The organism is Tissierella sp., from assembly GCF_032104385.1.
In the GTDB taxonomy this organism is placed as follows: domain Bacteria; phylum Bacillota; class Clostridia; order Tissierellales; family Tissierellaceae; genus Tissierella.
Window position 1 is genome coordinate 118,730 of the sequence record NZ_DAMCHJ010000002.1, and the last position, 25,951, is coordinate 144,680.

Genomic DNA, 25,951 nt, shown 5'->3' on the forward strand with positions numbered 1-25,951 from the left:
CCTTTAACCATTATAAGCCGCTTCATCAACTATAACTGTTACATCAGGATGAAGTAGTAAAAAAGATACTGGTAACTGAGTCGTTACCTTATTGTCATTTAATAATTTCTTTATAACTGGTGCTTTTTTTATACCACTAGCTAATAACACTATTTTTTTTGCCTTTAATATAGTACCTATTCCCACTGTTATTGCTGTTTTAGGCACTTCTTCAATGGAGTTGAAAAATCTAGAGTTTACCTCTATAGTGTTTTCAGTTAATTTAATAACAGATGTACCTATAGATAAAGCTTCATCTGGTTCATTAAAGGCTATGTGACCATTTTCACCTATTCCAAGTAATTGTATATCTATTCCACCAGCTTCACTTATTATTTCGTCATATCTCTTACAATATTCTTCAAGGTTTTTTACTTTTCCATCAGGGATATGAATATTTTCTTTGTTTATATTAATATATCTAAAAAGTTCATCATCCATAAAATAATTATAACTACTAGGATGTTCTGGAGATAATCCTACATATTCATCTAAGTTGAAAGTTTTAACTTTTGAGAAATCTAACCCTTCTTCTTTATGTGCTCTTATAATCTCCTTATACATACCTATAGGCGTACTTCCAGTAGCCAACCCTAAGACAATATCCGGCTTTCTTTCTATTGATTCTATAAATATCTTTCCAGCTACTTTACTCATAGTTTCATAATCTTTTTCAACTAATATTTTCATACTTTCACTCCCTATAATATTTTTTTGGGGATAAAATTAATATAATCACTTGATATACAATGTATATTTATACCTTCCACTATTCCCTCAACAGCATATTTATGTCCCCCAGAATGTAAATGTCCATATATACAGATATCTACATTATACTCTTTCATTATATCAATAAATTCATTTGAACTAAGATCTGGGTTAAAAGGTGGATAGTGTAAAATTGCAAGAATCTTCTCTACATCTTCTTTCAAAGAATCTAAAGATAATCTTAGTCTATTTAACTCCCTGTTAAACACCTTATAATCCTTTTCATCAGCAATATTGCTATCTATAGCTGACCATCCCCTAGTACCTACAATCCCAATATTATTATATATAAAACTATTATTCTGAAGAAATTTTATTGTTTCAAGTTCAAGATTATTTAACTTTCTTAAACTATTCCACCAATAATCATGATTTCCCTTTATAATTATTTTTTCACCTGGTAACTCGTCTATTTTTAATAAATCTTCATAGGCATCTTCAAGTTTCAATGCCCATGATGTATCCCCAGCTAATAAAACTAAATCATCTTCCTTTATAATAGATTTCCAACTATCTATTATTTTTCCCTCATGATTTATCCAATTTTCACCAAATATATCCATTGGCTTTTCACCAGTATTATCAAAATGTAAATCCCCAATAGCAAATATCAATATACCACCTCAGTTAATCTTGTTGATGAACATTAAGTTAAAACCTAGTGTTTTCAACATATAGTTAGTTAATGTAATACTTTAACTTAAGTTAATTAAGTTAAAATTTACTCCTAAATTATCCAATATCTTTCTCTCACGATTATGACATGTAAATAAGATAATCTGTCTTCCCTTACAAATGTCAACTAAAAAATTTATAATGTTTTCAAGTCTCATATCATCATACTGTGTAAAACAATCATCTAATATTAAGGGTAATTTATCACTTACCATAGAATTAATTATACCAAATCTAAGAGAAAAATATAATTGTTCAATTGTTCCACCACTTAAACTATTAAGCTTTATTATTTCCTTGGTAATGGGATTTTCAACACTTATATTTAAAGATTCACTAATCTTGATATTATTATATTTTCCTCCTGTAATCTTTTGAACTACTTTGCTAACTTTTTCATTTATAGTTGGAGCAAACTGACTATGAATATCCTTTGAAAGCTCCTCAATAGTTTGAGCTGCAAGCTCAAGGGAAGAATATTTATTCTGTAACAATTCTTTATATTTCATCTTCCTATCAAGTTCTTCCTCTATTTCAACAAGTTTTTCTATTTTCATTCCTAAAATATTTAAGTTTTCTTCTACACCTTTTAATGCAATTTTTAAATCTACTATATTTTCATTTGATTTATCTATTTTGTACATTATCTGATTTTTATCCATATTTCTAGTAGGATTATAAATATCTAAATTAAATTTATCAACTTCAACAATTAATTCTTCTATTGTATTCTGTCCCAGTACCTTTTGAAGCACTGCCTGTTTCCCTTCTAATTCTTTAATATTATTTTCCAATAAAGTCCGTTTGTCCAAGCCTTGACTAAATTCATTTATATCCTTAACATTGTTTTCATCAAGTATTTCTTTGATCTTAGCTATTATTTCTTTTTTATTAAATTCACTTTGAAAAATTTTATCCTTTATAGAATTTTGTCTATTATCCAGTTCATCATATAATTCTGTCTGCTTATTTTTTCCATAAAACTCAATTTGTAATGAATCTAATAATCTTTTAAATTCCAACTTATTTAGAACATTATATTTCTCTAGAATAGTTTTTTTAGATTTTTCTATTTGTTCTATTCTAGTTTGATTTTCCTTTTCTCTAATATATATAGTATCTATTTGAGTTTTTATATTGTCCATTCCTAATTTAATTTCTTTAGTTTTAATAAAAAAACAAACTAACAAACCAATAGGCAATATTAATGAACTAAATAGTATATATTTTTCTAAGGTTATCCCTGTTACCAATATAACTATGGATAATATAATCATAGCTGGATTTATTATTTTATATTTAAATAATTTATTATCAAAATCCTTATAATCTCTCTTTAAAAACTCTATTTTATTACCTTCCTTATTATATATGATTTTATTTTTTTCCTCTTCCATCTCCTCATAATTAATATAATCTATACCTACTTCTTCCAATTTTTCCTTATGGTAATCATTATATTCTAGATTACCTATATCATTTAACTTATTTTGTATGCTTTCCAGTTCTAGTTTATCTTCAGCTATACCCTTCTCTATAAAATCAATGGAATTATTTAAATTGATACATTCTTTATATTGAGTTAGGGATATATCGGCATAGGGTGATAATTTTTCTATCTTCGTTTTTAAATCTGCAATCTCATCTAATAATATCTTAGATTCTTCCAATGTTCTTGCCTTTTCCAACATTTGAACCATTAATAGTTCCTCTTTTAAAGAAGTTAGAATTTCCATCTCCATATTAAATGCATTACTTAACCTTGCTTTTTCATCTAAATATATATTATAATCATCTTTTTCAATGAGTATTTTTCTTTTTTCTTCTTGCAGTTTTTCTATATCCTTAAGAGTTTTAGCATATGGCTTCGTAGCTGCTCTATCAGTCCCAATTTCTATCATTCCTGTTTTTAATTCAGATACTACCTTATCTACAGATATATCGTCATCGAAAGAGGTAGTTACATTAATTAGTTTTTCGGTTACCTCATTAGCTAATTTATCATCTATTTTACTTCCCAATTGTTTTATTGATATTGTATTTGAAAAAACCCTAGTATTAAATCCAAAAAAATGTATACCTGGCTGTAATATCCTCCCTGCACCAACATCTATATCTTTAGTAATGTCAACTCCTGTAGTTTCATCTAAGACCTTTGTTCTTTCTTCTCCTTTGATAAAACTTCTTTCAATTCTATAAACTTTTCCATTATATTCAAATCGTATAATGCCGGCATATTTACTTTTATCCCATGGCTTATACTTTTCATATTCTTCTAAGTATAAAGTGGATTTTACATTTGGCTTTAGAAAACCATAAAACATACCATCAATAAAATTATGTAAAGTAGATTTCCCTGCCTCATTCTCCCCATAGATTAGATTTATACCCTCTTCCAAAATAATACTTTTGTTTTTAAATTTCCCAAATCCAATTAAATTTAGCTCTTTAAGAAGCATATCTAATTCCTCTCCTTTAAGAGTAATTCTAATCCATAATATAATGCATCTTTTACTATGGGATTGTCCAAACCCTTTTCTTTCATAGAAACTATAAACCTACCAATTATATTGTCTTTGTTTTCCCTTTCTATTTGCTCCAAGTCATAGTCCAAAATAGTATTGTCTATTAACTCTATATGATAGAAATCATCCTTTAAATCTCCATTTAAATCTTCAATTTTAATATTTCTTTGAATAAATCCACTAAGATTTATCCTAAAAAAATCTATTTCCCTATTTCCTACACTAATATTTCTTATATTATTAATTATATCAGGATAACCCATGTATTGATTAATCTTTATTTCTACTTCAAGAAATTTTCTTTTACTAAATGGGATAAATTCAAAGCCTAATTTTTTATTATCTATTGATCCTTCTATTATACCTCTTTCTCCAAGCTCTCCAAAATCTAAAGGTTCTGGGCAACCACAATAGGCTATATTTTCATATATGATCTGTGGTTTATGGATATGCCCCAATGCTATATAATCCATATTTAGATTTTTTAGTTCTTGAATATTCAATGGAAGATAATTTGAATTATTAAATATATCACCATGAAGCACTAGTATATTGTTTTTTGTATTATCTACTTTACCTAGAGTATTAAATAATTTATTTTCACGAATCTCTACTGAATCCCAACTATAGCCGTATATCACCGTATTTAAGTTTTCAAATCCTTTTCTCTGAATTTCTTGGCTATTAAAAATAGTTACATTTTTAGTCCATTCTACCCTATTATATAAGGAGTTTTTACCTTTAAAATCATGGTTTCCAGCAGATATAATGATATTGATATCTTCAATAGTCCTAAAAGTATCCCTAACCCTAGTAATATCACTTATGGTAAAATAAGATTCTTCAAATAAATCCCCTGCAATTAATAGAAAGTCTACTTCATTATCCTTAGCATAGTTTACTATTCTTTCGAAAGTAGACCATAGTTCTCTTCTTCTCTCTATTGCTTTTTCTTGTCCAAAAGAAACATTTTTAAATCTTAAACCAAGATGCAAATCTCCCGTATGAATAAACTTAATCAAAGTACCTCACCTCTAAATTATGGTATTAAAATTATATCATATAATTATAAATAAATACTAATCAAAAAGAAAAGCCAGCTTAAAAGCTGGCTTAATATTTAGGATATCATTATTCCTAATGGCCCATTTTCATCTATAATATCCTGTATTTCATATATAGAAATAGGAAAATAAAGTATTCCATATGAATAAGGTGCTATTTCATATTCTTGAAAAAATATGGTTAGAGATAAATCAGCTATATAAAAGTCCTGATCGGGTTTTATAGATTTAAACTCTTCCAAAGTTTGAATATTCCTATCTTCAATTTGTTCCTCAATTTCTTCAGATAATACCTTGACATAATTAACACCTGGCTTAAAAAGGTCTTTTAATTCATATAACCTTCCATTCTTTATATCAAAGGTTAATCCTTTAACTATTGTTAAACCATGAGCTCCTCCAGAAAATGCATAATTTATTAAAGTTAATGAAAGTATGCCTTTATCATTGTTTTTAAGCTCCCATGTACCATTTATATATGTTTCTGGATTCTCATAATATCCTTGCTGAGCTATTTGGTTATACATAGCTTCTAATATTGAATTATTCATTCTATCCTCTACATATATATTTTCTAATCCATATATCTGAGGATAATATATTTCTAATCTATTCATATCTAATTTTAAAGTTTTAACCTCAATAGGGAAAATGTTTTCAACCATAACTCTCACTCCTTTTTATTCATTAGTATAAAATATGCAGTATAAAGGAGTTAGTGATGATTTTTATAGTTTTAACAACCATTTTTCAATTTCCCTAGTAAATCCCGAATTCATTTTAGCTGTTTTGGCAGCTTCAATATATAACTTTATTGGTCTTTTGTAATCATAACTATCTATCCAAGGCAATAATACCCCATTACCATAGAAATCATATAATGAACTAGCTATATAATAACCTATAGAATAAATATCTAATATTTCTACTCTAGAATCATTTATATTACCTTGTTTTATTCCTAATAAGAAACAATTTAAATCTCGAAATTTTTTATCTATCTTTTCTATCTTCTCTTTTGTAAGGGTTCCCACTGGATCATCTTCCTCCAAAATATTGTCATGCTGTATAAGACATGCTATTCCTTCCTCAAAGATTTTTCCCAATACTTCATAAATATGTCTATTATTAAAACTGTCAATAAATAAGCTTTTAAATTTATTTATTAGGGGAATAGTTCTACAATGAAATAACTCATGACTCATTATCTTGATAAACTCCTGTGGCTTATTTAGGTATTTTATATAATTAATAAATATATTCTTTCTATATACTGTAAATCCTCCATCTGTTCCTCCTGCATAAATATAAATATTAGGCTGAAGCTTTATATGCTTTGGTATAAACTTATATACCTTGTCTAAGGATTCCTTTATAATCTTATCCTCATTTTCTTCTAGATATAATATTTCTTTTTTAAGCATAGATATGTTTTCTTTCAATATATAAAAATCATATTTATCCCTATATTTATTATCTCTTTTTAACTTTATTAACTCTTCTATTATCATTGATTTATTAATATATCTATTAAAACTTCTTTCATGTTCTATAAAACCTTTTGTTCCATTTGATTTTGTAAACAAAATTAATTTATTATAATCAATACAATTATCTTCTAGTATTTCTTCAAGCAATTTAATTCCTTCAATATTTATTTTCACAAGAAATCCTCTCCCAAAGCATTATAAGAAAAGCTTCTAAAATATTTAAGCCGAGCTTTACTATTGGTTATAATAAATATATATGGCTTTGAGAGAGGAGTATTCTTTATTCCTATTTAATTAATTTTGATAATACCTTGAACTCTGGAGTTCCTGATACCTTTAGAAGATCAAATACAATGGACTCCGTATTAGATATAACTGCTCCAGCATCTTTGACTAATTCCAGTCCATTTAAAAAATTTTCCTTAGTCCTTGAACATACTGCATCTCTTGCAATAAATACTTCATAACCATTATCTATTAAATCTCTAGCAGTTTGAAAAACACATATATGAGTTTCCATCCCTGTTATAATTACTTTTTTTCTGCCAGTTGCCTCCAATACTTCTTTAACCTCATCTATATACGCAGTAAAACTATTTTTTTCAAATATTTCTACATTATTTATAGTTTCTTTTATATCAACTACTGTAGGACCTATTCCCTTAGGATATTGCTCTGTAACTATTATAGGCAGAGCCATTTCTTTGGCAGCAGTAATTAATATCTTTGTATTATCAATTACTTGCTCCTTATATTTCATTATGGAAGCTAATTTTTCTTGAATGTCTATAACAAATAATACTGTATTATCTTTATTTAATGTATATTTTTCCATCATGTCTCTCCCTCATCTAATAATTAATAGGATAAATCTCTATTTGACCCATAAGTTTTTTTATATCACTTACTTCAATCTTCATTATATCATGCTCCAAATTAGACACAATACCAAAGGCTTGCCCTAATCTTATTGTCATCTCAATATCATAATTTCTATTAATTCCTAAAGCAAACCCAGCTGATATATCACTATAATCCCTGAACTTATTACCTAAATAAGGAATTTCTACCCTATAGCCTTTTTCTTGTCCAAGTACTAAACTACCCCTATTCTGTAAATCTATAACTACAAATTCCACACCCCTATCTAGGATATATCTACCTGCCTTAATTATTTCGTTCTCAAAGTCTAAACTTACTTTCATGAAATCTTCAAGCTCTCTTTGATTAAGTAATACCATATAAGGATTAGCATCTATTCCATGAAAAAGCTCATCTGCTCCCACATCTAATATAAACCTTTTTCCCTTTTTATTAGCCAATGTAATTAAATCAAAAAAAATTTCCTTTGGTACACCTTGAGGAAGAAAAGAACTCAAACCACAAACAATATTGCTATTTTCAATTAATTTAGCATATAACTCATAAAAACTTACCACTTCTTCTCGAGTAATTCTTGGACCTTCTTCTGATATAGTAGTATAATTTTCTTCATCTTGCAACTTAATAACTGTTCTAGTTTCTTCTTTTATAGGTATAAATTCATGAGCCATCTTCATTTCCGCTAGTTTCCTATGAAAATGTTCTCCATTTATACCACCAAGAAATCCAGTAATAAAAGATTTCTCATTGAAAGTGTCTAATAAAATTGAGGCAGTAAAAGCTTTGCCTCCAGGACTATAAGCAAAAGATCTAGATTTGTTATATTTTCCTAAATGAACTTTATCCAAAAAATAGTTTCTTTCCAAAGTAGGGTTTAAATCTATGTTTAAAATCATCTATCCTTACTCCCTTTTTTTATAGTGAATAGTTAATAACTAATATAAACAGGGTACTAAAATTGTATTTTTCAATTTTCTCTATTAACTATATTTATAGTGCTTTCTTATAGATACTTAATACATCTTCATAATCTAATGTCTTGAAATTGCCAACAGGTCCTTCTTTATATTCTATTACATCTTTAGCCATTATCTCAAGTTTCTCTTCATCTATGCCAACTTCTCTAAGGCTCATTGGAATATCTAATGATTTAAAGAACTGACTGGTTTTCTCAATAGCTAATTGGGCTATCTTCATTTCTTCAAGACTAGAATCTATGTTCCATACATTTATACCATATTCAACAAATTTCCAAAGATTATTTTCATCTAATACATGCTCCATCCAATGGGGTGTCAATATGGCTAATCCAACACCATGAGTAATGTCATAATATGCTGATAATTCATGTTCTAATGGGTGAACTGACCAAATAGAATCCTTACCATATCCCAATAATCCATTGATGGCCAAAGATGAAGCCCACATAAGATTTGCTCTTGCCTCATAGTTTTCTGGTTTATCTATAGCAATTCTACCATATTTAATACAAGTTTTTAATATTGACTCAGCTAATCTATCCTGTAAATATGCTCCTTTTTCATTGCTAAAATATTCTTCAAAGGTATGACTCATAATATCTGCTACACCAGATGCTGTTTGATATTTTGATACAGTATAGGTATACCTTGGATCCAAAATTGAAAACTTAGGGAAAAAGCCCGAATGTCCAAAACCATATTTTTGATTGGTTTCCATATTAGTTATTACAGCACCTGCATCCATTTCTGAACCAGTAGCTGACAATGTAAGTATAGTCCCTATAGGCAAGACCTTTTCAATCTTAGCTTTACCAATAACTAAATCCCATGGATTTCCTTCATAATAATAAGATGCAGCTATAGCTTTAGAACAATCTATAGTACTTCCACCGCCTACTGCTAAAATGAAATCAATATTATTATCCCTACATATTCTTACCCCTTCAGCTACTGATTCTACCCTTGGATTTGGTTCAATGCCAGAAAGTTCATAATACGGAATAGCATTTTCTCTTAAAATCTTAACTACATCATCATATATACCAGTTTTTTTAATACTTCCTCCACCATAGGCTAAAAGTACTCTGGAACCGTATTTCTTTATCTGTTTACCTAAAACCTCTATCTTCCCTTCTCCAAAGAAAACCTTTGTAGGAATATTATAGTTGAAATTAAGCATGTAATCATCCCTTCTATAATCTTTTTTTTATTATTTATACCCAAATAAACTTATTTTAATTTATAAAACAATTTTCCCTCTCTCATTTCTTTACTAAGTTTACCAGTATAATATAAATGCTCTAAATGTGACATTGCCTCTCCTGTTGCAAACCATTTCTGTGGAATGGGAAAATCATCCCAATCCTTAGCCCTTATGCTCCAATGCATCTTTGAAGCTATATCTCTAACAGTTGATTCTCCTTTCTTTAGAATATCAAGTATTTCACCAAGCCTTTCCTTATGATGAGCCATTAATTCATTAATTCGTCTAGTATGATCCCTAATTATATTTCTATGGGCTGAAAATAAATAGTCTATATCATAGGAATACACCTTGGCTAAACTATTAAAATATATAGCCAAAATATTCTCATCAAATCCCCAAAAGGCAATATTGGGAGTAATTCTATCTAATATATGATCTCCGCAGAAAAACAACCTATGATTTCTCTCGTATAATCCAATCTGTCCAGGAGTATGCCCTGGAATATCAATTACTTCAAAGAAATAGCTGCCCACCTGTATGCCTTTTCCTTCTTTCATAGGATAAAATTCTATAGGCTTCTTTAGACAATATTTATATCCTGGATGCTCAGAAAAAGTTACTTTGTCTTTCTCTAAATCAAATAAAACTTTAAATTCCTCAAATCTTTCCCAATAGGACATTAATGTCATTTCATTGATTAACCTTCCGTCTATTTCTCCAGCATAGATTTTTATCCCTGCATCTTTAAATATGGAAGCCATTCCTGAATGGTCAGCATGTAAATGGGTTATAAATAATTCCGTATCTTCTATATCTATATTAAGCTCTCCTAATCCTTTAAAAAGTGCATCAATACATTCTGCTCTATTAAACCCCGTATCAATTATCAAAGACTTATCCCTACCTTTTATTACATAGGAATTTAATGCCTTTAAAGGATTATTAGGTAATACTACTTCTATCATATATATATCTTCATATACCTTTGTAACCAAATTCTCCACCTCGCTTTAGTATATTAACTATATGATATTTATTTATATATATATTGTCAAACAATTAATCATTTTTCCAAATTTAAGATTCATCCAAATTAAGTAAATAAATCATTCCAAGTTTTTTTATGAATTCTTTTATATTTATATGGAATACTAAATTTAACAAAATTTAGGAGGTAATAATATGAGAATTCCAAATCATATAGGAGTAATTCCTGACGGAAATAGACGCTGGGCTGTAGAACAAGGAATGAGTAAAGAAAAAGGTTATGATAAAGGATTAAACCCTGGACTAGAGTTATTTAAACTTTGTGAAGAAATTGGAATAAAGGAAATTACCTATTATGGTTTTACAGTAGATAATACTAAGAGGCCTAGGTTTCAAAGACTAGCATTTACAAAAGCTTGTACTGATGCAGTAACTATATTATCTAAAGAAAATGCTGACCTGTTGGTCCTAGGTAATACAGAATCAGATATGTTTCCAAAAGCTCTTTTACCCTTTGCAATTAAAAGACAAAGATTTGGAACTGGTGGAGTTAAAGTTAACTTCCTGGTAAATTATGGTTGGCAATGGGATTTAAAAAATTATCTCTCTGAAAATGATGGAAAGATCGATTTATTAAGTAATATTAAATCAAAAGATATATCTAGAGTTGACTTAATTATAAGATGGGGTGGACGCAGAAGATTAAGTGGTTTTTTACCATTACAATCTGTATATTCAGACTTTTATATAATTGATGAATTCTGGCCAGATTTTAAACCAGAACATTTTTATAATGCATTAGATTGGTATAATGGTCAAGATATTACTTTAGGCGGTTAAATTCATTGCCAAATTGGGTATAAAATGATAAAATTAATAGACTATAAAATTAGGGGGTAATGCAATGAAAGATTATGGAGTGTTTGATATATTAGGTCCAGTTATGATTGGTCCATCAAGCTCACATACTGCTGGTGCTGCCAGATTAGGTAAAATTGCCAAGGATATTGTTGGTACTGAATTTCATAAAGTAGTTTTCTATTTACATGGTTCCTTCGGTAAAACCTTTGAAGGTCACGGCACTGATAAAGCATTAGTAGCAGGTATTCTTGGAATGGATCCCTCTGACGAAAAACTTAGAGATTCTTTTGAAATAGCAAGATCTAAAAATATAGAATTTGAATTTATAGAGGCGGATTTAGGTTATCAACATCCAAATACAGTAAAAATAGTTTTTAAGTTTGAAAATCAAGAGGATATTTATATCATAGGCTCATCTATTGGAGGAGGAAATATATTAATTACCGATATAAATGGAAATAAAGTTGAATTTAGTGGAGATTATCCAACTATGCTTATTAAATATATAGACCAAAAAGGTGCTATATCTCGCATTAGCTCAATTCTTTCAACCAATGAAATTAATATTGCGACAATGAAAGTAACAAGGGAAAATGATATTGCAACTATGGTCGTAGAAACAGATTCAGATATTAATGAAAAAGTAATAGCAGAAATTGAAAAACTAAATGAAGTAATATACATTAAAGGGATAAATCCAATTAAGAGGTGATTTTGTGTTTAATAAAGCTGAAGAGCTCCTAAGATTATGTAATGAAAACAGCAAAAAAATATCTGAAATAGTAATTGAAAAGGAATTGAAAAGCACTGATATCTCCTATGATGAACTAATGAATAGAATGAAAGATACTTTAGCCGTAATGAAAAGCTCTGCTAATTCTGCCTTAGATAAGGAAATTAAATCTGTTAGCGGCTTAACAGGTGGAGATTCTAAAAAAGTTGAAGACTATAAAAACTCTGGAAATACATTAACTGGTGGTATAATAGTATCTGCTATGGCTAAAGCTCTATCAACATCAGAAATAAATGCATCTATGGGTAGAATAGTTGCTGCCCCTACAGCTGGTGCTTCCGGTATTCTACCATCAGCATTATTATCCGCCCAAGAAAAATTAAATCTAACAGATGATCAAATTATTATGGGACTTTTTACATCTGCTGGTATTGGTGAGATAGTAGCTAAAAATGCATCTGTTTCTGGTGCTGAAGGTGGTTGTCAAGCAGAATGTGGAACTGCTGCTGCAATGGCTGCTGCTGCAATTGTGGAAATGGCTGGCGGAACTCCAGAGGCTTCTTTTAATGCTGCATCCTTTGCATTAGTTAATATAATGGGTCTTGTATGTGATCCTATAGGTGGCCTAGTAGAATATCCTTGTGCACTTCGTAATGCATCTGGTGTTGTAAATTCTCTTATTTCAGCAGATTTAGCATTAGCTGGAGTTAAATCTTTAGTTCCTTTTGATGAAGTGGTTGAGGCTATGTATAAAGTAGGAAAACTATTGCCAGAATCCTTAAGGGAAACTGCATTAGGAGGAGTTGCCACTACTCCAACGGGGGAAATCTTAAGAAAAAAACTTCAACATTAAATAAGATAAGAGTCTTGGTATATCCAAGACTCTTATCTTATTGTAATATACTTCCACTTATTAGTCCTTAGTCTAATCAAAATAAGTCCCCATCTAATAGATTGATCTATAAGTACAGCTAGCCAAGCTCCCATAAGTCCCATCCCCATATTTAGCACAAATATATAGGACAAAACTATTCTAATGACTAAAATGCCAATAAAAGTAGATACCAGAGTCCACACTGTATCCCCCGCCCCTCGTAAACCTCCTGAGATAATCAATTGAGAACATTGAAATGGCTGAATAATTGCCATTAGTTTTAATACCTTTCCTGCTTCTATAACTACCTCTTGATTGTTAGTATAAAGTCCTGCTATAAATGTACCAAAAAAGAAAAATAAAACCCCCATAGCAGCCGCTATAACAGCACCTATTTTACCACATATTTTTATATAGGCCTCTGCTTTTTCTGGTTCCTGTTCCCCCAAACTTCTGCCTGTTAATGTAGATGCCGATATACCAAACGCCTGACCAGGTGTAAATGATAGATTAAGTATGTTAATACAAATCTGATGGGTTGCATATGCTACTGTACCTAATGAAGCTACTATTTTAGTAAATGCTAACAACCCTGCCCTCATAGCAATTTGCTCCAAGGATGCTGGCAAACCTATTTTAACTAAATTATATATAATATCGTTATCAAATCTAAATCTATGTTTTAAGTTTATATGGACTATATTATCTTCATTTAATATTACCTTAACCAACATGATACTTGCTACTACATGAGATAGAGATGTAGATATCCCTGCTCCTAATACTCCAAGTTTTGGGAAACCAAATAATCCATAGATTAAAATTGCATTGCCAACTACATTAAGTAAATTTACCTTTGTATTGATTTTCATAGGTGTCTTAGTATCCCCAGCACCTCTTAATGCAGCAAAAACAGAGAAATTAAAAGCTTGAAATACAAATCCAAGAGTAATTACTCTAAAGTATCCTCTACCTATGGAAAGAGTATCCTGTCCTGCACCAAGAAATGTCATTGCACCATCTGTTATACCTAAGCCAACAAATAATATTGGAATTACTAAAAGCAGTTGGGTTAATAGCATAACATGCTTTACAACAGATTCTATTCTGTCCTCACGTTTTGCTCCAATATAACGAGCTACCATGGTTGTACCACCAGTATTTAAAGATTGTACTAAAGATAACCCTATAAACACTAATTGATTAGTAACACCAACAGCAGCAATTGATGCAGCAGTGGTAGCATCATCACCTGACCTACCTAACATCATCATATCTACCATTCCAAAGAGAGTACCCATGAGTAATTCTATAAACACAGGGCCAGCTATCTTTACTATATCATCCTTTAGATGTTTTTTGTTAAGACTCAGCTCCATCAACAAATCACCTTTACTTTCTCTAAATTAATTCGATACTCTAAATATTATAACATAAACAATAAAAAAAATAAACTCTACGTAATAGAGTTTATTTTTTACTTATAGAATTATTAATTCTTTGATTTTATATATTCATCTATAGCTTTAGCTGCATCTTTACCAGCACCCATAGCTAAGATTACAGTAGCTGCTCCTGTTACAGCATCTCCACCAGCAAATACTCCTTCTCTTGAAGTTTGACCTTTTTCATCAGCTACTATACATAAATGGTTATTTACTTCTAGACCATCTGTAGTTGAAGAAATTAGTGGGTTTGGTGATGTACCTAATGACATAATAACAGTATCTACTTCAAATTCAAATTCTGAGCCTGCAATCTCTCTAGGTCTTCTTCTACCTGATGCATCTGGTTCTCCTAATTCCATTCTTACACATTTAATACCCTTTACCCAGCCATTTTCATCTCCAATTACTTCTATTGGATTTGTAAGAAGTTCAAATATAATTCCTTCTTCTTTAGCATGATGAACTTCTTCAACTCTTGCTGGCAGTTCAGCCTCAGTTCTTCTATATACTACATATACTTCTGCTCCCAGTCTCTTAGCTGTTCTAGCAGCATCCATAGCAACGTTTCCGCCGCCAACTACAGCTACCTTCTTGCCGACTTTAATTGGTGTATCAAATTCTTCTCTAAATGCTTTCATTAAGTTATTTCTAGTTAAAAATTCATTAGCTGAGAATACTCCATTAAGATTTTCACCAGGAATATTCATAAATTTAGGAAGTCCAGCACCTGAGCCTATAAATACTGCTTCAAAACCTTCTTCAAAGATTTCATCTATAGTAATAGTTCTACCAACTATAACGTTAGTTTCAATTTTAACGCCTAATCTTTTTAAGTTATTTATCTCATGTTTAACTACAGTTTCCTTTGGAAGTCTGAATTCTGGAATTCCATATACTAATACTCCTCCTGGTTCATGAAGAGCTTCAAAAATAGTTACATCATATCCTTCTTTAGCTAATTCTCCTGCACAAGTTACTCCTGCAGGACCTGAACCTATAACTGCTACTCTATGACCATTACTTGGTTTAGCCTTACCAACCTCAATATTATTTTCCCTAGCCCAGTCAGCTGCAAATCTCTCTAGTTTACCTATTGAAACTGCATCTCCCTTATTTCCTAAGACACATTTTTGCTCACATTGAGTTTCCTGTGGACAAACTCTACCACAAACTGCTGGAAGAGCTGAGTATTCTGCTAAAACTTGAGCAGCTTCTGCAAAATTTCCTTCTGCAATATGTTTAATAAATCCTGGTATATCTATAGAAACTGGACAATTTCCTCTACATAAAGGTTTTTTACATTGCAAACATCTCTTTGCTTCCATCACAGCTTCTTCTTCAGTATATCCTAAACATACCTCTTCAAAATTATGATTTCTTACTTGTGGATCTTGTTCTGCAACAGGAATTCTTGTAAATCTATCCATTATTTTCTGCCCTCCTCTAATTGACATTTATAAGCTTCATCTTTTTTTACTTCTTCAGTCTTATATTGTCCTTGTCTTTTTAAAGCTTCATCGAAATCAACAAGATGTCCATCAAATTCTGGTCCATGAACACATGCAAACTTAGTTTCATTTCCTACTGTAACTCTACAAGCACCACACATACCTGTACCATCTACCATTATAGGGTTAAGTGATACTATAGTAGGAATATTTAGTTTCTTAGTTGTTAATGCAACAAATTTCATCATTATCATAGGTCCAATGGCAATACATACATCGTATTCCTTACCTTGATTATTTACTAATTCTTCTATGTAATTAGTAACTAAACCATGGAATCCATAAGAACCGTCATCAGTTGCAACATATAGGTTTCCAGCAACAGACTTTAATTTATCCTCTAGAATAACTAGATCTTTAGTTTTTGCTCCCATGATAACATCAGCTTCTACACCACGTTCATGTAACCATTTTACTTGAGGATATACAGGTGCCGTACCAACTCCACCAGCTACAAATAATATTCTCTTTTTCTTTAAATCTTCTATATCTTCATTTACATACTCTGATGGTACTCCCAAGGGTCCAACAAAATCCTTTACATAATCACCTTTTTCTAATACAGCAAGTTTTTTAGTGGAACTCCCCATAGATTGAACAACGATCTGTACTGTTCCTTTTTCTTTATCATAGTCACAGATTGTTAGAGGTACTCTTTCACCCGTTTCATCAGCAATTACAATAACAAATTGTCCTGGATTAGCAGAACTCGCCACTCTTGGCGCCAAAATATCCATTGAGAAAATATTTGGAGCAAGAATTTCTTTTTCCACAATTTTATACAATTGTATTTCCCCCTTATAATATAATTATTTAGTTTGTATTTTTGTTACTTTATACTTTTATAATAAATTTGCATCAATAAAATTTTAACATACTAGGATGTTTAATTCAACATATTAAAATAATAATATAATCACATTTTATACATAAAAATATCATTTATGGTGACTAATACCATAAATGATATCTATTTATTTAATTATTCAATTGAATTCATTACATTTATTACATTAGATTCTATTATTTCTGTTTTCCTCTTTGAAACTTCATTGTTTTTATCTTTAGAATAAATATATAGTTTTATCTTAGGCTCTGTTCCAGATGGCCTTATGGCATACCAAGACCCATCATCTAAATAATATTTTAAAACATTGGATTTAGGATTACCAGTTTCATCTAATAAATAGTCTATGATTTTAACAACCTTCATATCTCCAAATTCCATAATAGGACTTCTTCTAAACTCTTCCATCATCCTACTTATTCTTTTACTGCCTTCTAATCCTTCCAATACTATAGACATCAGTCTATCTTCATAATACCCATGTTCATGATAAAGATCTTCTAATACATCTAATATTGACTTTCCTTGCTTTTTATAATATCCAGCCATTTCGGCAATTAGCATAGAAGTATTTACGCCATCCTTATCTCTAACCATGGTGCCATAAACATAACCAATGCTCTCTTCATATCCAAAGATAAAAGTATATTCCCCTGTTTTATCAAATTCGTTTGCCTTACCACATATATTCTTAAATCCTGTCAATGTTTCAATAGTTTCCACATTGTATTTTTTAGCTATTTCCTTACTTAAATCTCCTGTAACTATGGATTTAACTATTGCTCCATTAGGAGGGATATCCCCTTTTTTATGTCTTTGTGACAATATATAATTAACTAATAAAGCACCTGTTTGATTTCCGTTAATAGGCTGAAATTCTCCATCTCTATCCTTTACCATCATAGCCACCCTATCACAATCCGGGTCAGTAGCTATTATTATATCGGCACTTTCCTTTTTCCCCAATTCCTTTGCATAATCAAAAGCCTTTACATCTTCAGGATTTGGATATCCAACAGTAGTAAAGTTTGGATCTGGATTTTCCTGCTCTGGTACTACAATTATATTGGTAAATCCTCTTTTCTTCAATATTCTTCTCACAGGAATATTACCTGTGCCATTTAGTGGTGTATATATTATTTTTATATCCTTATCCATATCATCATTTAATTTTAATTTTAGTAAATCTTCATCATAGGAATCATCTATTTCCTTTCCTATATATTTAATAAGTCCATCTTGAATTGCTTTATCTAAATCCATAAGCTCTATTTCAGAAAAATCTTTTATTCTATTTATTCCATCTAGTATTTCTCCAGCAATATCATCTAATATTTGAGAACCTTCTTCCCAATACACCTTGTATCCATTATAATCTTTTGGGTTGTGACTAGCTGTAATTACTATTCCTGATATGGTTTTCAATTTTCTGATGGCATATGATAATACAGGTGTTGGTCTAATTCCTTCAAAGAGATAGACTTTCACCCCATTAGCTGCCAATACCCTAGCAGCTATTTCTGCAAATTCATCTGAATAATGCCTAACATCATAAGCAATAGCCACTCCCATCGCCATAGCTTCCTGCCCCTTATTCACTATAGTTTGAGCTAATCCCTGGCTAGCTAGAGAAACAGTATATCTATTCATTCTATTAGTTCCAGCCCCTATTTTTCCCCTTAATCCAGCAGTTCCAAAGGTTAAATCTCTATGAAATCTATCTTCTATCTCTTTATCATCAATGATTCCTTTAAGCTCTAGCTTAGTATCTTCATCAAAATAATCATTTTCTAACCAATAATTATATTTTTCTTTATAGTTCATAAAATCACCCCAATATTTAGTTTAGTTTTATCAGCTGATTATATTCTATTTGTTATCGATTGATTTGTCTATATTTCTGCAGATTTAAAACCCTTGCCTTTCACTTCCACCACATCCGTTATTGTAAAAAATGCCTTTGGATCCACTTCATTTACAATTTCCTTTAATTTAGCAATTTCTCTAGACGTAAGAGTACAGTAGATAATATCCTTATTTTCTTGAGTATATCCACCTTGACCCTTTAAAAAAGTAACTCCTCTATGTAATTGTTCTATAATAGCAGTAGATAATTCCTTGGATTTTTCTGATATTATTACTACATTTTTTTGTATATTAAATCCAGTTTGAACCTTATCCAGTATTTGATATCCCATATACATAGATATTAAAGTATACATCGCAGATTTATGTCCAAACAATAAGGATGATAAAGTTATTATAACTGTATTAAACATCATCAATCCTGTTCCAATATTTACATTAAGTCTTTTTTTAAGAATAGAAGCTACAACATCAAAACCACCCTGACAAGTTCCATTTCTAAACATTAACCCCATACCAAGACCATTTAATACTGCTCCAAAAACTGATGCTAGAAGGGTATCTTCTATTACAAAGTATTGTGCAAAGTCTTTAGTTATAGTAAGCCAAGATGAAAAAACAAGCATGGATATAAATGCATAAGTAATAAATTTTTTGTCTAACATTCTAACACCTATTATAAATATAGGAAGATTTATTAAAAATACAGTTAAACCTGTGGTTATCCCAGTCAAATATTGCGTCATTATTGCAATGCCTCCAACACCCCCACTTAATAATCCATTTGGAACAAAAAATACGTTAAATGCCAAAGAACATAATAAATTACCGATTATTATAAAAAATATTTTAGTAAATATCTCTTTAATTCCTCCTAGTGTTGATTGTCCAGCTTTATTAATATTCATTTATTGACTCCTTTTATAAAATTTTAATGATAATTTTATACCCAAATAGTACTTTCTTATATATAAATTATATTAATAGCACCAAAATAAAAATCAACTTATCTAAATAAGGAGATTTTTATTTTATATCTTAATTTAAGTTTCTAATGTAATCTGTAGCTTCTTTGGATATCTGTAGGATTATCTTTATCCATTTATCTTTATTTTCCTTTGTAAATCTCGATTTTGGTCCCGAGATAGAAATACATGCAATAATTTCATCATTTATTCCAAATATAGGTGCTCCAATACAACTAACTCCTAATTCCCTTTCTTCATCGTCTAAACCATATCCTTGCTTCTCTATGAGATCCATTTCTTCCATTAATTTAACTTTATCTGTAATAGTCTTATTCGTATATTTTGTTAATTCAATGCTATTTATTATATGCTCCTGTTTAGCTTTAGGTTGATATGTTAATAAAATTTTACCAGAACCAGTACAATGCAATGGTGCAGAAGCACCTATTTTGGTAAACATCTTCAATAACCTACTACTTTCTTCTTGAGCAATGTAGACTATCTGATTGTTCTCTAAAATCGTTAAATTAGAAGTTTCTCCTGTTAACTCCTTTAATTTTCTTAAATAAGGTTTAAGTAACAAAGAAATATTATTTTGCCCATAAGCTAACATTCCAATCTGCCACAATTTCAGACTCAATTTAAATTTTTTAGTAGTTTCATTTTGTTCAACAATATTACATTCCTTTAAAGTATTTAATAAATGATATGTTGCACTAACTCCATAGTTTAATGCTTCACTTATTTCAGTAACCCCTAGTTCTCTATCAGATAACGCAATATGCTCTATAACATCAAATGTCTTAATTACTGACTTTATTATTTTCTTTTGTTTTTCATCTACCTCATTGCTCATATAAACCCTCCCATTATTTATAGTTTATATATTTCTGTAATAGTTTACTTATAGTAAACTATTATACCATTTAACACAATTCTTTGCCATATCAATCTTTATATTCCATTTGGATTTCTCCAAACAACAATAATTCAATATTATATAATTTCTATTAAAAAAGCCATAAATATTTCATTATTCTTGTTATGAAATATTTATGACCTTAGCATTTTTATATATTTGAAATTATTTTATTTATAATAATAACTTTACTAATCATTTAATTATTAATTCCAAAATTAAGCGTGTATAAATATAGATAAAATCCAAACCACTCCCATTGCTGCCAGGCTGCCAAGAGCTGAAGGTATGGAAACAAGATCATATCCTTCTTTCATTGAAAGGTCATCATTAGATTTTAAAACAACCCAGAAATGACTTGCATTTGCATGATAGAAGAATGATGAACCTGCTGCAATAGCCAATGCTGCAATTACTGGTGATAATCCTAATGATGGCATTAAAGGTAAAACTATTGCAGAACCAGTCATTAATGATACAGTAGCTGAACCATTTGAAACTGATAATAACAATGAAATAAGGAATGGAACAAATACTGGTGGTAGTGGAGTTTGTGCTATTAAATTTCCTAAATAAGTACCTACTCCTGACGCTTTTAGAACTGCTCCAAATGCACCTGCTGCACCTGTAGCAATAATAATAAACCCAGATTGTTCAACAGATTCACTAAACCATTTATTACATTGATCCAAACTTAATTTCTCCTTATCAAGAAATAAAGCAATTATCAGTCCTATAAATAGGGCAAAAATAGGATTCCCGATAAATCTTAAATAAGGTAACGCTGTAGACTCTGGATCCATTAATAAACCACCAAATGAATTTAGACAAATCAAGATAACAGGGACTAAAATACTTCCAAATGCAAGTGCCGCACTTGGTAATGGACGACCATCTGGACTAGATAATGTAAAATCATCATCTAAAGCAGTTTCAACATTTGCCATTTTTCCTAATTCTGGATATTTAGTAATCATTCGTTTACTTCCGCACCACATAGAGCCTGCAATAGTATATGCTGCTGAAGTTAATAGACCAAGAACAATCATAAACCCAAGGTCAGCCCCTAATGTTCCAGCTGCAGCTATAGGTCCAGGAGTTGGCGGTACCATAGTATGAGTAGCTAAAATTCCTGCGTTTAATGCACCTAATAGTGCAATTAAAGGTATCCCTGCCCGAGCAGATAATGCACGTGCAACTGGTGACATTATAACGATTGCAGAATCACTAAATACTGGAATAGAAACAAGATAACCTGTCAATGCCATAGCTAATTTAGAACGTTTTTTCCCTACCCATTTAAGTATGGTATTGGCAAGCACAAGAGCTCCACCAGTGTCTTCTAATATTACACCTATTGCACAACCTAGTACTATTACAATTCCAATATTACCAATGGTGCTTCCAAATCCACCTGTTACTGTAGAAAATACATCTGTTAATGGAAAACCAAATCCAATAGCTCCAACAACTGCAATAAAAATCAAAGCATAAAATGGATGTATCTTAAATTTCATAATCAATAATATTAAACCTATAAGACAAGCAATCATAACAATTAGAGAACTAAATCCTGCTTCCATATTAATATCCCCCTCTTATAATATAGTTGTAACAATAGGATAGAAATTATTAATATATTTTCTATCTAGCTTTATATATGATTCTTTTTATAGGTTTTCACAGTATGATATTTTTAGCAAATTAATCCCATAGCCCCCTTTCAAAATCCTGTGTAAAACCTCTAAAATCGTTGCCTAAATTTATTTAGTTATATATTAAAACTAATCATATAATATTATAGCTATATACTCTAAGTTTACATCTCCACAGTTTTCTATTGAATGAGATTGTCCATTTGGTGTAAACATTACATCGCCAGCTTCGAGTATGTACTCTTTACCATCATTATCAGTAACTAATGCTTTTCCACTTAATATATAATAAGTTTCAAAATCACCATTATGAACATGGGAGCCAATAGAACTTCCAGGCGTTAACGTACTTTTTGCAAAAAGTCTTCCTTTTCCAGCTGCATCTTCCTTATTAATAAAATGTGTATTTGTCAATGTACCTTTTCCGCCTAAAAATTCATTGTGTACATCAACCTTTAACTCATGACTTTTTTTAATCATCATTAATACCTCCCAAAAGTTTGTTAAATATCTAACTATATTTGACACACTAACACACCGTTATTTATCTTAATATATACCAGATATATTAAATACTAATATATCTGGTATATATAAATTTTATATTAAGCCATTAATTCCTTTAATAGTGTTGTTATTCCAACTCCAAGTTCAGTATTTTTATCCATTTTATATAATGTTCTTTCTATTGCAGCAATAGCACTTACCATATCATGAGTATCTATATTACCCATATGTCCTAGTCTAAACATTTTTCCTGCATATGCCGCTAAACCACCAGCTACTACTGCTCCTTCTTCTGCTAATATTTTTCTAAATTCTGCATCGTCTATTCCTTCTGGATAAATAGCATTTGATAATGTAACTGCTCTATATTCTTTATCTGCTAATATTGTAAAGCCCATAGCTTCTAAAGCACTTTGCATTGCCCTAGCATTTTTTCTATGTCTTTCATATCTATTTTCTATTCCTTCTTCTTTAATTATTCTTACTGATTCTTTAAGTGCCCATATCATGTTTACTGCTGGAGTTGCAAAATATTTTGAAGGATCATTCATAATTGGAAGCCATTTATCAAAGTCAATATAATATTCTGGAATTCTTCCAAGTGACTTTCTTCTCTCCATAGCCTTAGGGCTTGCCCATAACATCGCAAGTCCTGGAGCTACTCCAAAAGCTTTTTGTGATCCAGTTAAAAGAATATCTATATTCATCTCATCTACATATTCTGGTTCAGCTGCAGTAGCACAAACCCCGTCTACAATATAGATTATTTCAGGGAACTTTTTAAGCATTTCACCAATTTCTTTTATTGGAGCGCAAACTCCTGTTGATGTATCTACATGAGTTACTGTAATAGCATCATATTTCTTTTCATTTAATTTAGCTTCAATATCTTTAACAGGTACAATTTTACCCCACTCACTGCTTATAACATCTACATTTATACCCTTTCTTTCAGCAAGGTCAATAAATCTATCTCCAAAGAATCCATTTGATACAATAAGTAAATTATCTCCTGATTTTAAAGTATTTGCTATTCCCATTTCCATTGCCATAGTGCCAGTTCCTGCAACAACGAAAACTTCTCCCTCTGTTCTCCATAGAGTTTTAAGGTCATCTACAAGCTCTTTAAAATCTTTTATAAAGTTAGGATCTCCAAAAGCAACAGTCTCTCTGCCCATTTGATCTTGTATTGATCTTACTACAGGTGTAGGTCCTGGAATCATTACTAATTTACGATTTTTCAATTTAACTCCTCCTCTTTTACTATTGTTAATTAATATTTTACCATGTTAAATAAAATAAAGCAATAAGCAAAATAATTTCTTAAAAAGCTTCATACAAAAGCTACCATTCTTATAATATGGTAGCTTATTACTATAATATAATTTTTGTATTATTGAGGGCTGCTTACAGCTTTAGATAATACTGCTTCTTTCTTTCTCAGTCTTTTATGCAAATAAGTTGTAAGTAATGGGCATAGAAGAGCTGTTACTACACAAGCTGCTGCAACTTGAGCAGTGGCAACTGTTGCATACATAGCAAGACTAGGATCAGCAGCTCCTATTGCACCAGGAGTTGCCACTGCATTTCCTGCTGTATTACCAACTGCCGCTCCAACTGCAGTCTTTCTTTCTTTTCCAAATAACCAATTATAGACCCAATAGCACACAAATCCAGTTGATAAAAGAGAAATTAACCCTAATATTATTCCAGGTACTCCTGCTTTAACTACATCCATCAAATTCATTCCTGCTCCTAAAGCAAAGCCATTAAATGGAATTATAATAGGTAAACCGTTTGCACATAATTCTCTAATATCTTCATCTAGATTTCCTAATAACATACCAAGTAATAATGGAACTAACACTGCAACTATTGACATAAATGGGATATTTGCCATACCAGTTAATCCGAGAGCTATCATAGTAAAAAATGGTCCATCATTAAGTGATAATACAGAAATCGCTCCAACATCTGTAGGCTCTCCATATTGTCCAGCTAGTATTGAATACATTACACTGTTAGAGTTTGTAAGAGCCGCAATTATAGCTAATGGAGTAATTCCAAGTACACCTGCTGGTCCCCATATCTTACCTACTACAACACCAATAATTACACCAACAGCAAACTTAGTAAATGTAAGTACTGACCCCTTGTAAAAAGGTAGTCCTATCTGTTTCACATTAATTGAAGCTCCACAGCAAAATATGAACATTCCAACAAATGTTGCTGCTCCTTTATTTGAAAATAATGCTGTAGTAAATCCTCCTATAGCTAAGAACTGTGGGAAAAAAGTATTTACAACTGCACCTAGTAATAATGGTATAACCATTAATCCACCAGGAAATTTTTCAACAGTTTTAAGTATCTTCATTTTACAAAGCCCCCTTACTATATCTTAAATTTAATTACCCTCCCACATGTATGCATCAAATTCTTGAGGTGGAAAAGCGAACTTTCTCTTTTTACTATGTGTTAATCCTGTTTCAACCATCATCTCTGCAATTTTAATAGCTACAGTTACAGGATCAAGTACTGGTAATCCAACTAATTCTTGAAGTTCTTCATCATATCCACATAATCCAGCGCAACCTAGTACTACAACTTCTGCTCCATCTTCTTCTACAATTTTTAAAACTTCTTCTTTTAATTGATTTAATGTTTCTTCCCTATCAGTAACGCATTTCTCTACATTTACATTAATACCTCTTACTGAAGCACATTTGTTTTCTAATCTATAAAGTCTAACTAAATCTTCTTGATAAGGGATAAATTGTTTTAACATAGTTAGTACAGTATATTTATGCCCAAGAAGACCTGCAATAGTTTGAGTACCTTCTGAAATACTAATAACCGGAATAGAAAGTGCTTCTTTTAATGCAAAAACACCTACATTACCAAATCCAGCAAGTACTACAGCATCTGGTTTTACTTCCTCTACCTTTTCTAATATTGCCCTAATAAATGACCATACTGATTGATAATCTGCAAAACCACAATCAATATTTTTTGTTCCTTTTGGATTAGTGAGAGGAATAAGCTCTGTGGTTTCTTTAGCTTTACGTGATGCTGATTTCATAATAATACCTGTTACGATGTCAGAACTGTTAGGATTTGCAACTAAAATTTTCATAAACACACACTC

General features: G+C 30.6%; 24 protein-coding genes. 3 read left to right on the plus strand and 21 right to left on the minus strand.

Going from position 1 to position 25,951, the window contains the following annotated elements:
* Positions 1-3: 3 nt before the first annotated feature.
* The 10 genes from nagB to RT714_RS02605 all read right to left on the minus strand — a co-directional run bounded on the left by nagB (position 4) and on the right by RT714_RS02605 (position 10,637).
* The gene (gene nagB, locus RT714_RS02560; protein WP_313756045.1) at positions 4-729 is read right to left on the minus strand and encodes a glucosamine-6-phosphate deaminase; all 726 of its coding nucleotides are present in this window, start codon (positions 727-729) and stop codon (positions 4-6) included.
* Positions 730-740: 11 nt separating this feature from the next.
* Positions 741-1,424: a metallophosphoesterase gene (locus RT714_RS02565; protein ID WP_313756046.1), complete on the minus strand. Its 684-nt coding sequence runs from the start codon at positions 1,422-1,424 to the stop codon at positions 741-743.
* 81 nt (positions 1,425-1,505) lie between these two features.
* Positions 1,506-3,944 (minus strand): AAA family ATPase, encoded by a 2,439-nt coding sequence (locus tag RT714_RS02570; RefSeq protein ID WP_313756047.1) that lies wholly within the window; start codon positions 3,942-3,944, stop codon positions 1,506-1,508.
* A gap of 2 nt (positions 3,945-3,946) precedes the next feature.
* A complete protein-coding gene (locus RT714_RS02575; protein WP_313756048.1) occupies positions 3,947-5,032 on the minus strand; it encodes a DNA repair exonuclease in 1,086 nt (361 codons plus the stop codon).
* 98 nt (positions 5,033-5,130) lie between these two features.
* Entirely contained in the window at positions 5,131-5,739 is a 609-nt protein-coding gene (locus RT714_RS02580; protein ID WP_313756049.1) for a DUF3298 and DUF4163 domain-containing protein, read from the minus strand.
* A gap of 63 nt (positions 5,740-5,802) precedes the next feature.
* Positions 5,803-6,738, minus strand: a complete 936-nt coding sequence (locus RT714_RS02585) for a DUF5700 domain-containing putative Zn-dependent protease (RefSeq protein WP_313756050.1) — start codon at positions 6,736-6,738, stop codon at positions 5,803-5,805.
* Between the two features lie 112 nt (positions 6,739-6,850).
* The gene (locus tag RT714_RS02590) at positions 6,851-7,399 is read right to left on the minus strand and encodes a hydrolase (RefSeq protein ID WP_313756051.1); all 549 of its coding nucleotides are present in this window, start codon (positions 7,397-7,399) and stop codon (positions 6,851-6,853) included.
* A 16-nt stretch (positions 7,400-7,415) separates the two neighbouring features.
* A complete protein-coding gene (locus RT714_RS02595; RefSeq protein ID WP_313756052.1) occupies positions 7,416-8,342 on the minus strand; it encodes a PfkB family carbohydrate kinase in 927 nt (308 codons plus the stop codon).
* 94 nt (positions 8,343-8,436) lie between these two features.
* Positions 8,437-9,606: an iron-containing alcohol dehydrogenase gene (locus RT714_RS02600; RefSeq protein ID WP_313756053.1), complete on the minus strand. Its 1,170-nt coding sequence runs from the start codon at positions 9,604-9,606 to the stop codon at positions 8,437-8,439.
* A 50-nt stretch (positions 9,607-9,656) separates the two neighbouring features.
* Positions 9,657-10,637, minus strand: a complete 981-nt coding sequence (locus tag RT714_RS02605; RefSeq protein ID WP_313756054.1) for an MBL fold metallo-hydrolase — start codon at positions 10,635-10,637, stop codon at positions 9,657-9,659.
* 178 nt (positions 10,638-10,815) lie between these two features.
* On the opposite strand from RT714_RS02605, the gene RT714_RS02610 reads away from it, so the two are divergent.
* The 3 genes from RT714_RS02610 (at position 10,816) to sdaAA (ending at position 13,067) form a co-directional block, all read left to right on the plus strand.
* Positions 10,816-11,460, plus strand: coding sequence for an undecaprenyl diphosphate synthase family protein (locus RT714_RS02610; protein ID WP_313756055.1), 645 nt, complete (start codon positions 10,816-10,818; stop codon positions 11,458-11,460).
* A 64-nt stretch (positions 11,461-11,524) separates the two neighbouring features.
* On the plus strand, positions 11,525-12,193 hold the full coding sequence (gene sdaAB / locus RT714_RS02615; RefSeq protein ID WP_313756056.1) for an L-serine ammonia-lyase, iron-sulfur-dependent subunit beta: 669 nt from the start codon (positions 11,525-11,527) through the stop codon (positions 12,191-12,193).
* A gap of 4 nt (positions 12,194-12,197) precedes the next feature.
* Positions 12,198-13,067, plus strand: coding sequence for an L-serine ammonia-lyase, iron-sulfur-dependent, subunit alpha (gene sdaAA / locus RT714_RS02620; RefSeq protein ID WP_313756057.1), 870 nt, complete (start codon positions 12,198-12,200; stop codon positions 13,065-13,067).
* A 32-nt stretch (positions 13,068-13,099) separates the two neighbouring features.
* Here the strand turns inward: sdaAA and RT714_RS02625 are convergent, their stop codons facing one another.
* The 11 genes from RT714_RS02625 to RT714_RS02675 form a co-directional block, all read right to left on the minus strand.
* Positions 13,100-14,467 carry an MATE family efflux transporter gene (locus RT714_RS02625; protein WP_313756058.1) on the minus strand — a complete coding sequence of 456 codons (1,368 nt, stop codon included), beginning with the start codon at positions 14,465-14,467 and terminating at the stop codon, positions 13,100-13,102.
* 113 nt (positions 14,468-14,580) lie between these two features.
* Complete coding sequence (gene gltA, locus RT714_RS02630) at positions 14,581-15,963, minus strand: NADPH-dependent glutamate synthase (RefSeq protein WP_312667718.1); 1,383 nt, start codon at positions 15,961-15,963, stop codon at positions 14,581-14,583.
* Entirely contained in the window at positions 15,963-16,829 is an 867-nt protein-coding gene (locus RT714_RS02635) for a sulfide/dihydroorotate dehydrogenase-like FAD/NAD-binding protein (protein ID WP_313756059.1), read from the minus strand. The genes gltA and RT714_RS02635 overlap by 1 nt, the downstream gene beginning before the upstream one ends.
* Before the next feature lie 197 nt (positions 16,830-17,026).
* The gene (locus RT714_RS02640) at positions 17,027-18,715 is read right to left on the minus strand and encodes a phospho-sugar mutase (RefSeq protein WP_313756060.1); all 1,689 of its coding nucleotides are present in this window, start codon (positions 18,713-18,715) and stop codon (positions 17,027-17,029) included.
* A 68-nt stretch (positions 18,716-18,783) separates the two neighbouring features.
* The gene (locus RT714_RS02645) at positions 18,784-19,665 is read right to left on the minus strand and encodes a YitT family protein (RefSeq protein WP_313756061.1); all 882 of its coding nucleotides are present in this window, start codon (positions 19,663-19,665) and stop codon (positions 18,784-18,786) included.
* Between the two features lie 130 nt (positions 19,666-19,795).
* A complete protein-coding gene (locus RT714_RS02650; RefSeq protein ID WP_313756062.1) occupies positions 19,796-20,581 on the minus strand; it encodes an IclR family transcriptional regulator in 786 nt (261 codons plus the stop codon).
* Between the two features lie 281 nt (positions 20,582-20,862).
* Positions 20,863-22,227 (minus strand): GntP family permease, encoded by a 1,365-nt coding sequence (locus RT714_RS02655; RefSeq protein ID WP_313756063.1) that lies wholly within the window; start codon positions 22,225-22,227, stop codon positions 20,863-20,865.
* Between the two features lie 201 nt (positions 22,228-22,428).
* Complete coding sequence (locus tag RT714_RS02660; protein WP_313756064.1) at positions 22,429-22,779, minus strand: cupin domain-containing protein; 351 nt, start codon at positions 22,777-22,779, stop codon at positions 22,429-22,431.
* A 125-nt stretch (positions 22,780-22,904) separates the two neighbouring features.
* Positions 22,905-24,050, minus strand: a complete 1,146-nt coding sequence (locus RT714_RS02665; RefSeq protein ID WP_313756065.1) for an alanine--glyoxylate aminotransferase family protein — start codon at positions 24,048-24,050, stop codon at positions 22,905-22,907.
* Positions 24,051-24,199: 149 nt separating this feature from the next.
* Positions 24,200-25,180, minus strand: a complete 981-nt coding sequence (locus RT714_RS02670; RefSeq protein WP_313756066.1) for a 2-keto-3-deoxygluconate permease — start codon at positions 25,178-25,180, stop codon at positions 24,200-24,202.
* Between the two features lie 30 nt (positions 25,181-25,210).
* Complete coding sequence (locus tag RT714_RS02675) at positions 25,211-25,939, minus strand: aspartate/glutamate racemase family protein (protein ID WP_313756067.1); 729 nt, start codon at positions 25,937-25,939, stop codon at positions 25,211-25,213.
* Between the last annotated feature and the right edge of the window lie 12 nt (positions 25,940-25,951).

What these genes read in the sequence shown, in the direction of transcription:
- RT714_RS02590 (WP_313756051.1), bottom strand. Translation starts at nt 7,399, where the DNA reads ATGGAAAAATATACATTAAATAAAGATAATACAGTATTATTTGTTATA.
- RT714_RS02645 (WP_313756061.1), bottom strand. Translation starts at nt 19,665, where the DNA reads ATGAATATTAATAAAGCTGGACAATCAACACTAGGAGGAATTAAAGAG.
- nagB (WP_313756045.1), bottom strand. Translation starts at nt 729, where the DNA reads ATGAAAATATTAGTTGAAAAAGATTATGAAACTATGAGTAAAGTAGCT.
- RT714_RS02650 (WP_313756062.1), bottom strand. Translation starts at nt 20,581, where the DNA reads ATGAGCAATGAGGTAGATGAAAAACAAAAGAAAATAATAAAGTCAGTA.
- gltA (WP_312667718.1), bottom strand. Translation starts at nt 15,963, where the DNA reads ATGGATAGATTTACAAGAATTCCTGTTGCAGAACAAGATCCACAAGTA.
- RT714_RS02675 (WP_313756067.1), bottom strand. Translation starts at nt 25,939, where the DNA reads ATGAAAATTTTAGTTGCAAATCCTAACAGTTCTGACATCGTAACAGGT.
- RT714_RS02580 (WP_313756049.1), bottom strand. Translation starts at nt 5,739, where the DNA reads ATGGTTGAAAACATTTTCCCTATTGAGGTTAAAACTTTAAAATTAGAT.
- RT714_RS02655 (WP_313756063.1), bottom strand. Translation starts at nt 22,227, where the DNA reads ATGGAAGCAGGATTTAGTTCTCTAATTGTTATGATTGCTTGTCTTATA.
- RT714_RS02640 (WP_313756060.1), bottom strand. Translation starts at nt 18,715, where the DNA reads ATGAACTATAAAGAAAAATATAATTATTGGTTAGAAAATGATTATTTT.
- RT714_RS02625 (WP_313756058.1), bottom strand. Translation starts at nt 14,467, where the DNA reads ATGGAGCTGAGTCTTAACAAAAAACATCTAAAGGATGATATAGTAAAG.
- RT714_RS02660 (WP_313756064.1), bottom strand. Translation starts at nt 22,779, where the DNA reads ATGATTAAAAAAAGTCATGAGTTAAAGGTTGATGTACACAATGAATTT.
- sdaAB (WP_313756056.1), top strand. Translation starts at nt 11,525, where the DNA reads ATGAAAGATTATGGAGTGTTTGATATATTAGGTCCAGTTATGATTGGT.
- RT714_RS02670 (WP_313756066.1), bottom strand. Translation starts at nt 25,180, where the DNA reads ATGAAGATACTTAAAACTGTTGAAAAATTTCCTGGTGGATTAATGGTT.
- RT714_RS02610 (WP_313756055.1), top strand. Translation starts at nt 10,816, where the DNA reads ATGAGAATTCCAAATCATATAGGAGTAATTCCTGACGGAAATAGACGC.
- RT714_RS02595 (WP_313756052.1), bottom strand. Translation starts at nt 8,342, where the DNA reads ATGATTTTAAACATAGATTTAAACCCTACTTTGGAAAGAAACTATTTT.
- RT714_RS02570 (WP_313756047.1), bottom strand. Translation starts at nt 3,944, where the DNA reads ATGCTTCTTAAAGAGCTAAATTTAATTGGATTTGGGAAATTTAAAAAC.
- RT714_RS02600 (WP_313756053.1), bottom strand. Translation starts at nt 9,606, where the DNA reads ATGCTTAATTTCAACTATAATATTCCTACAAAGGTTTTCTTTGGAGAA.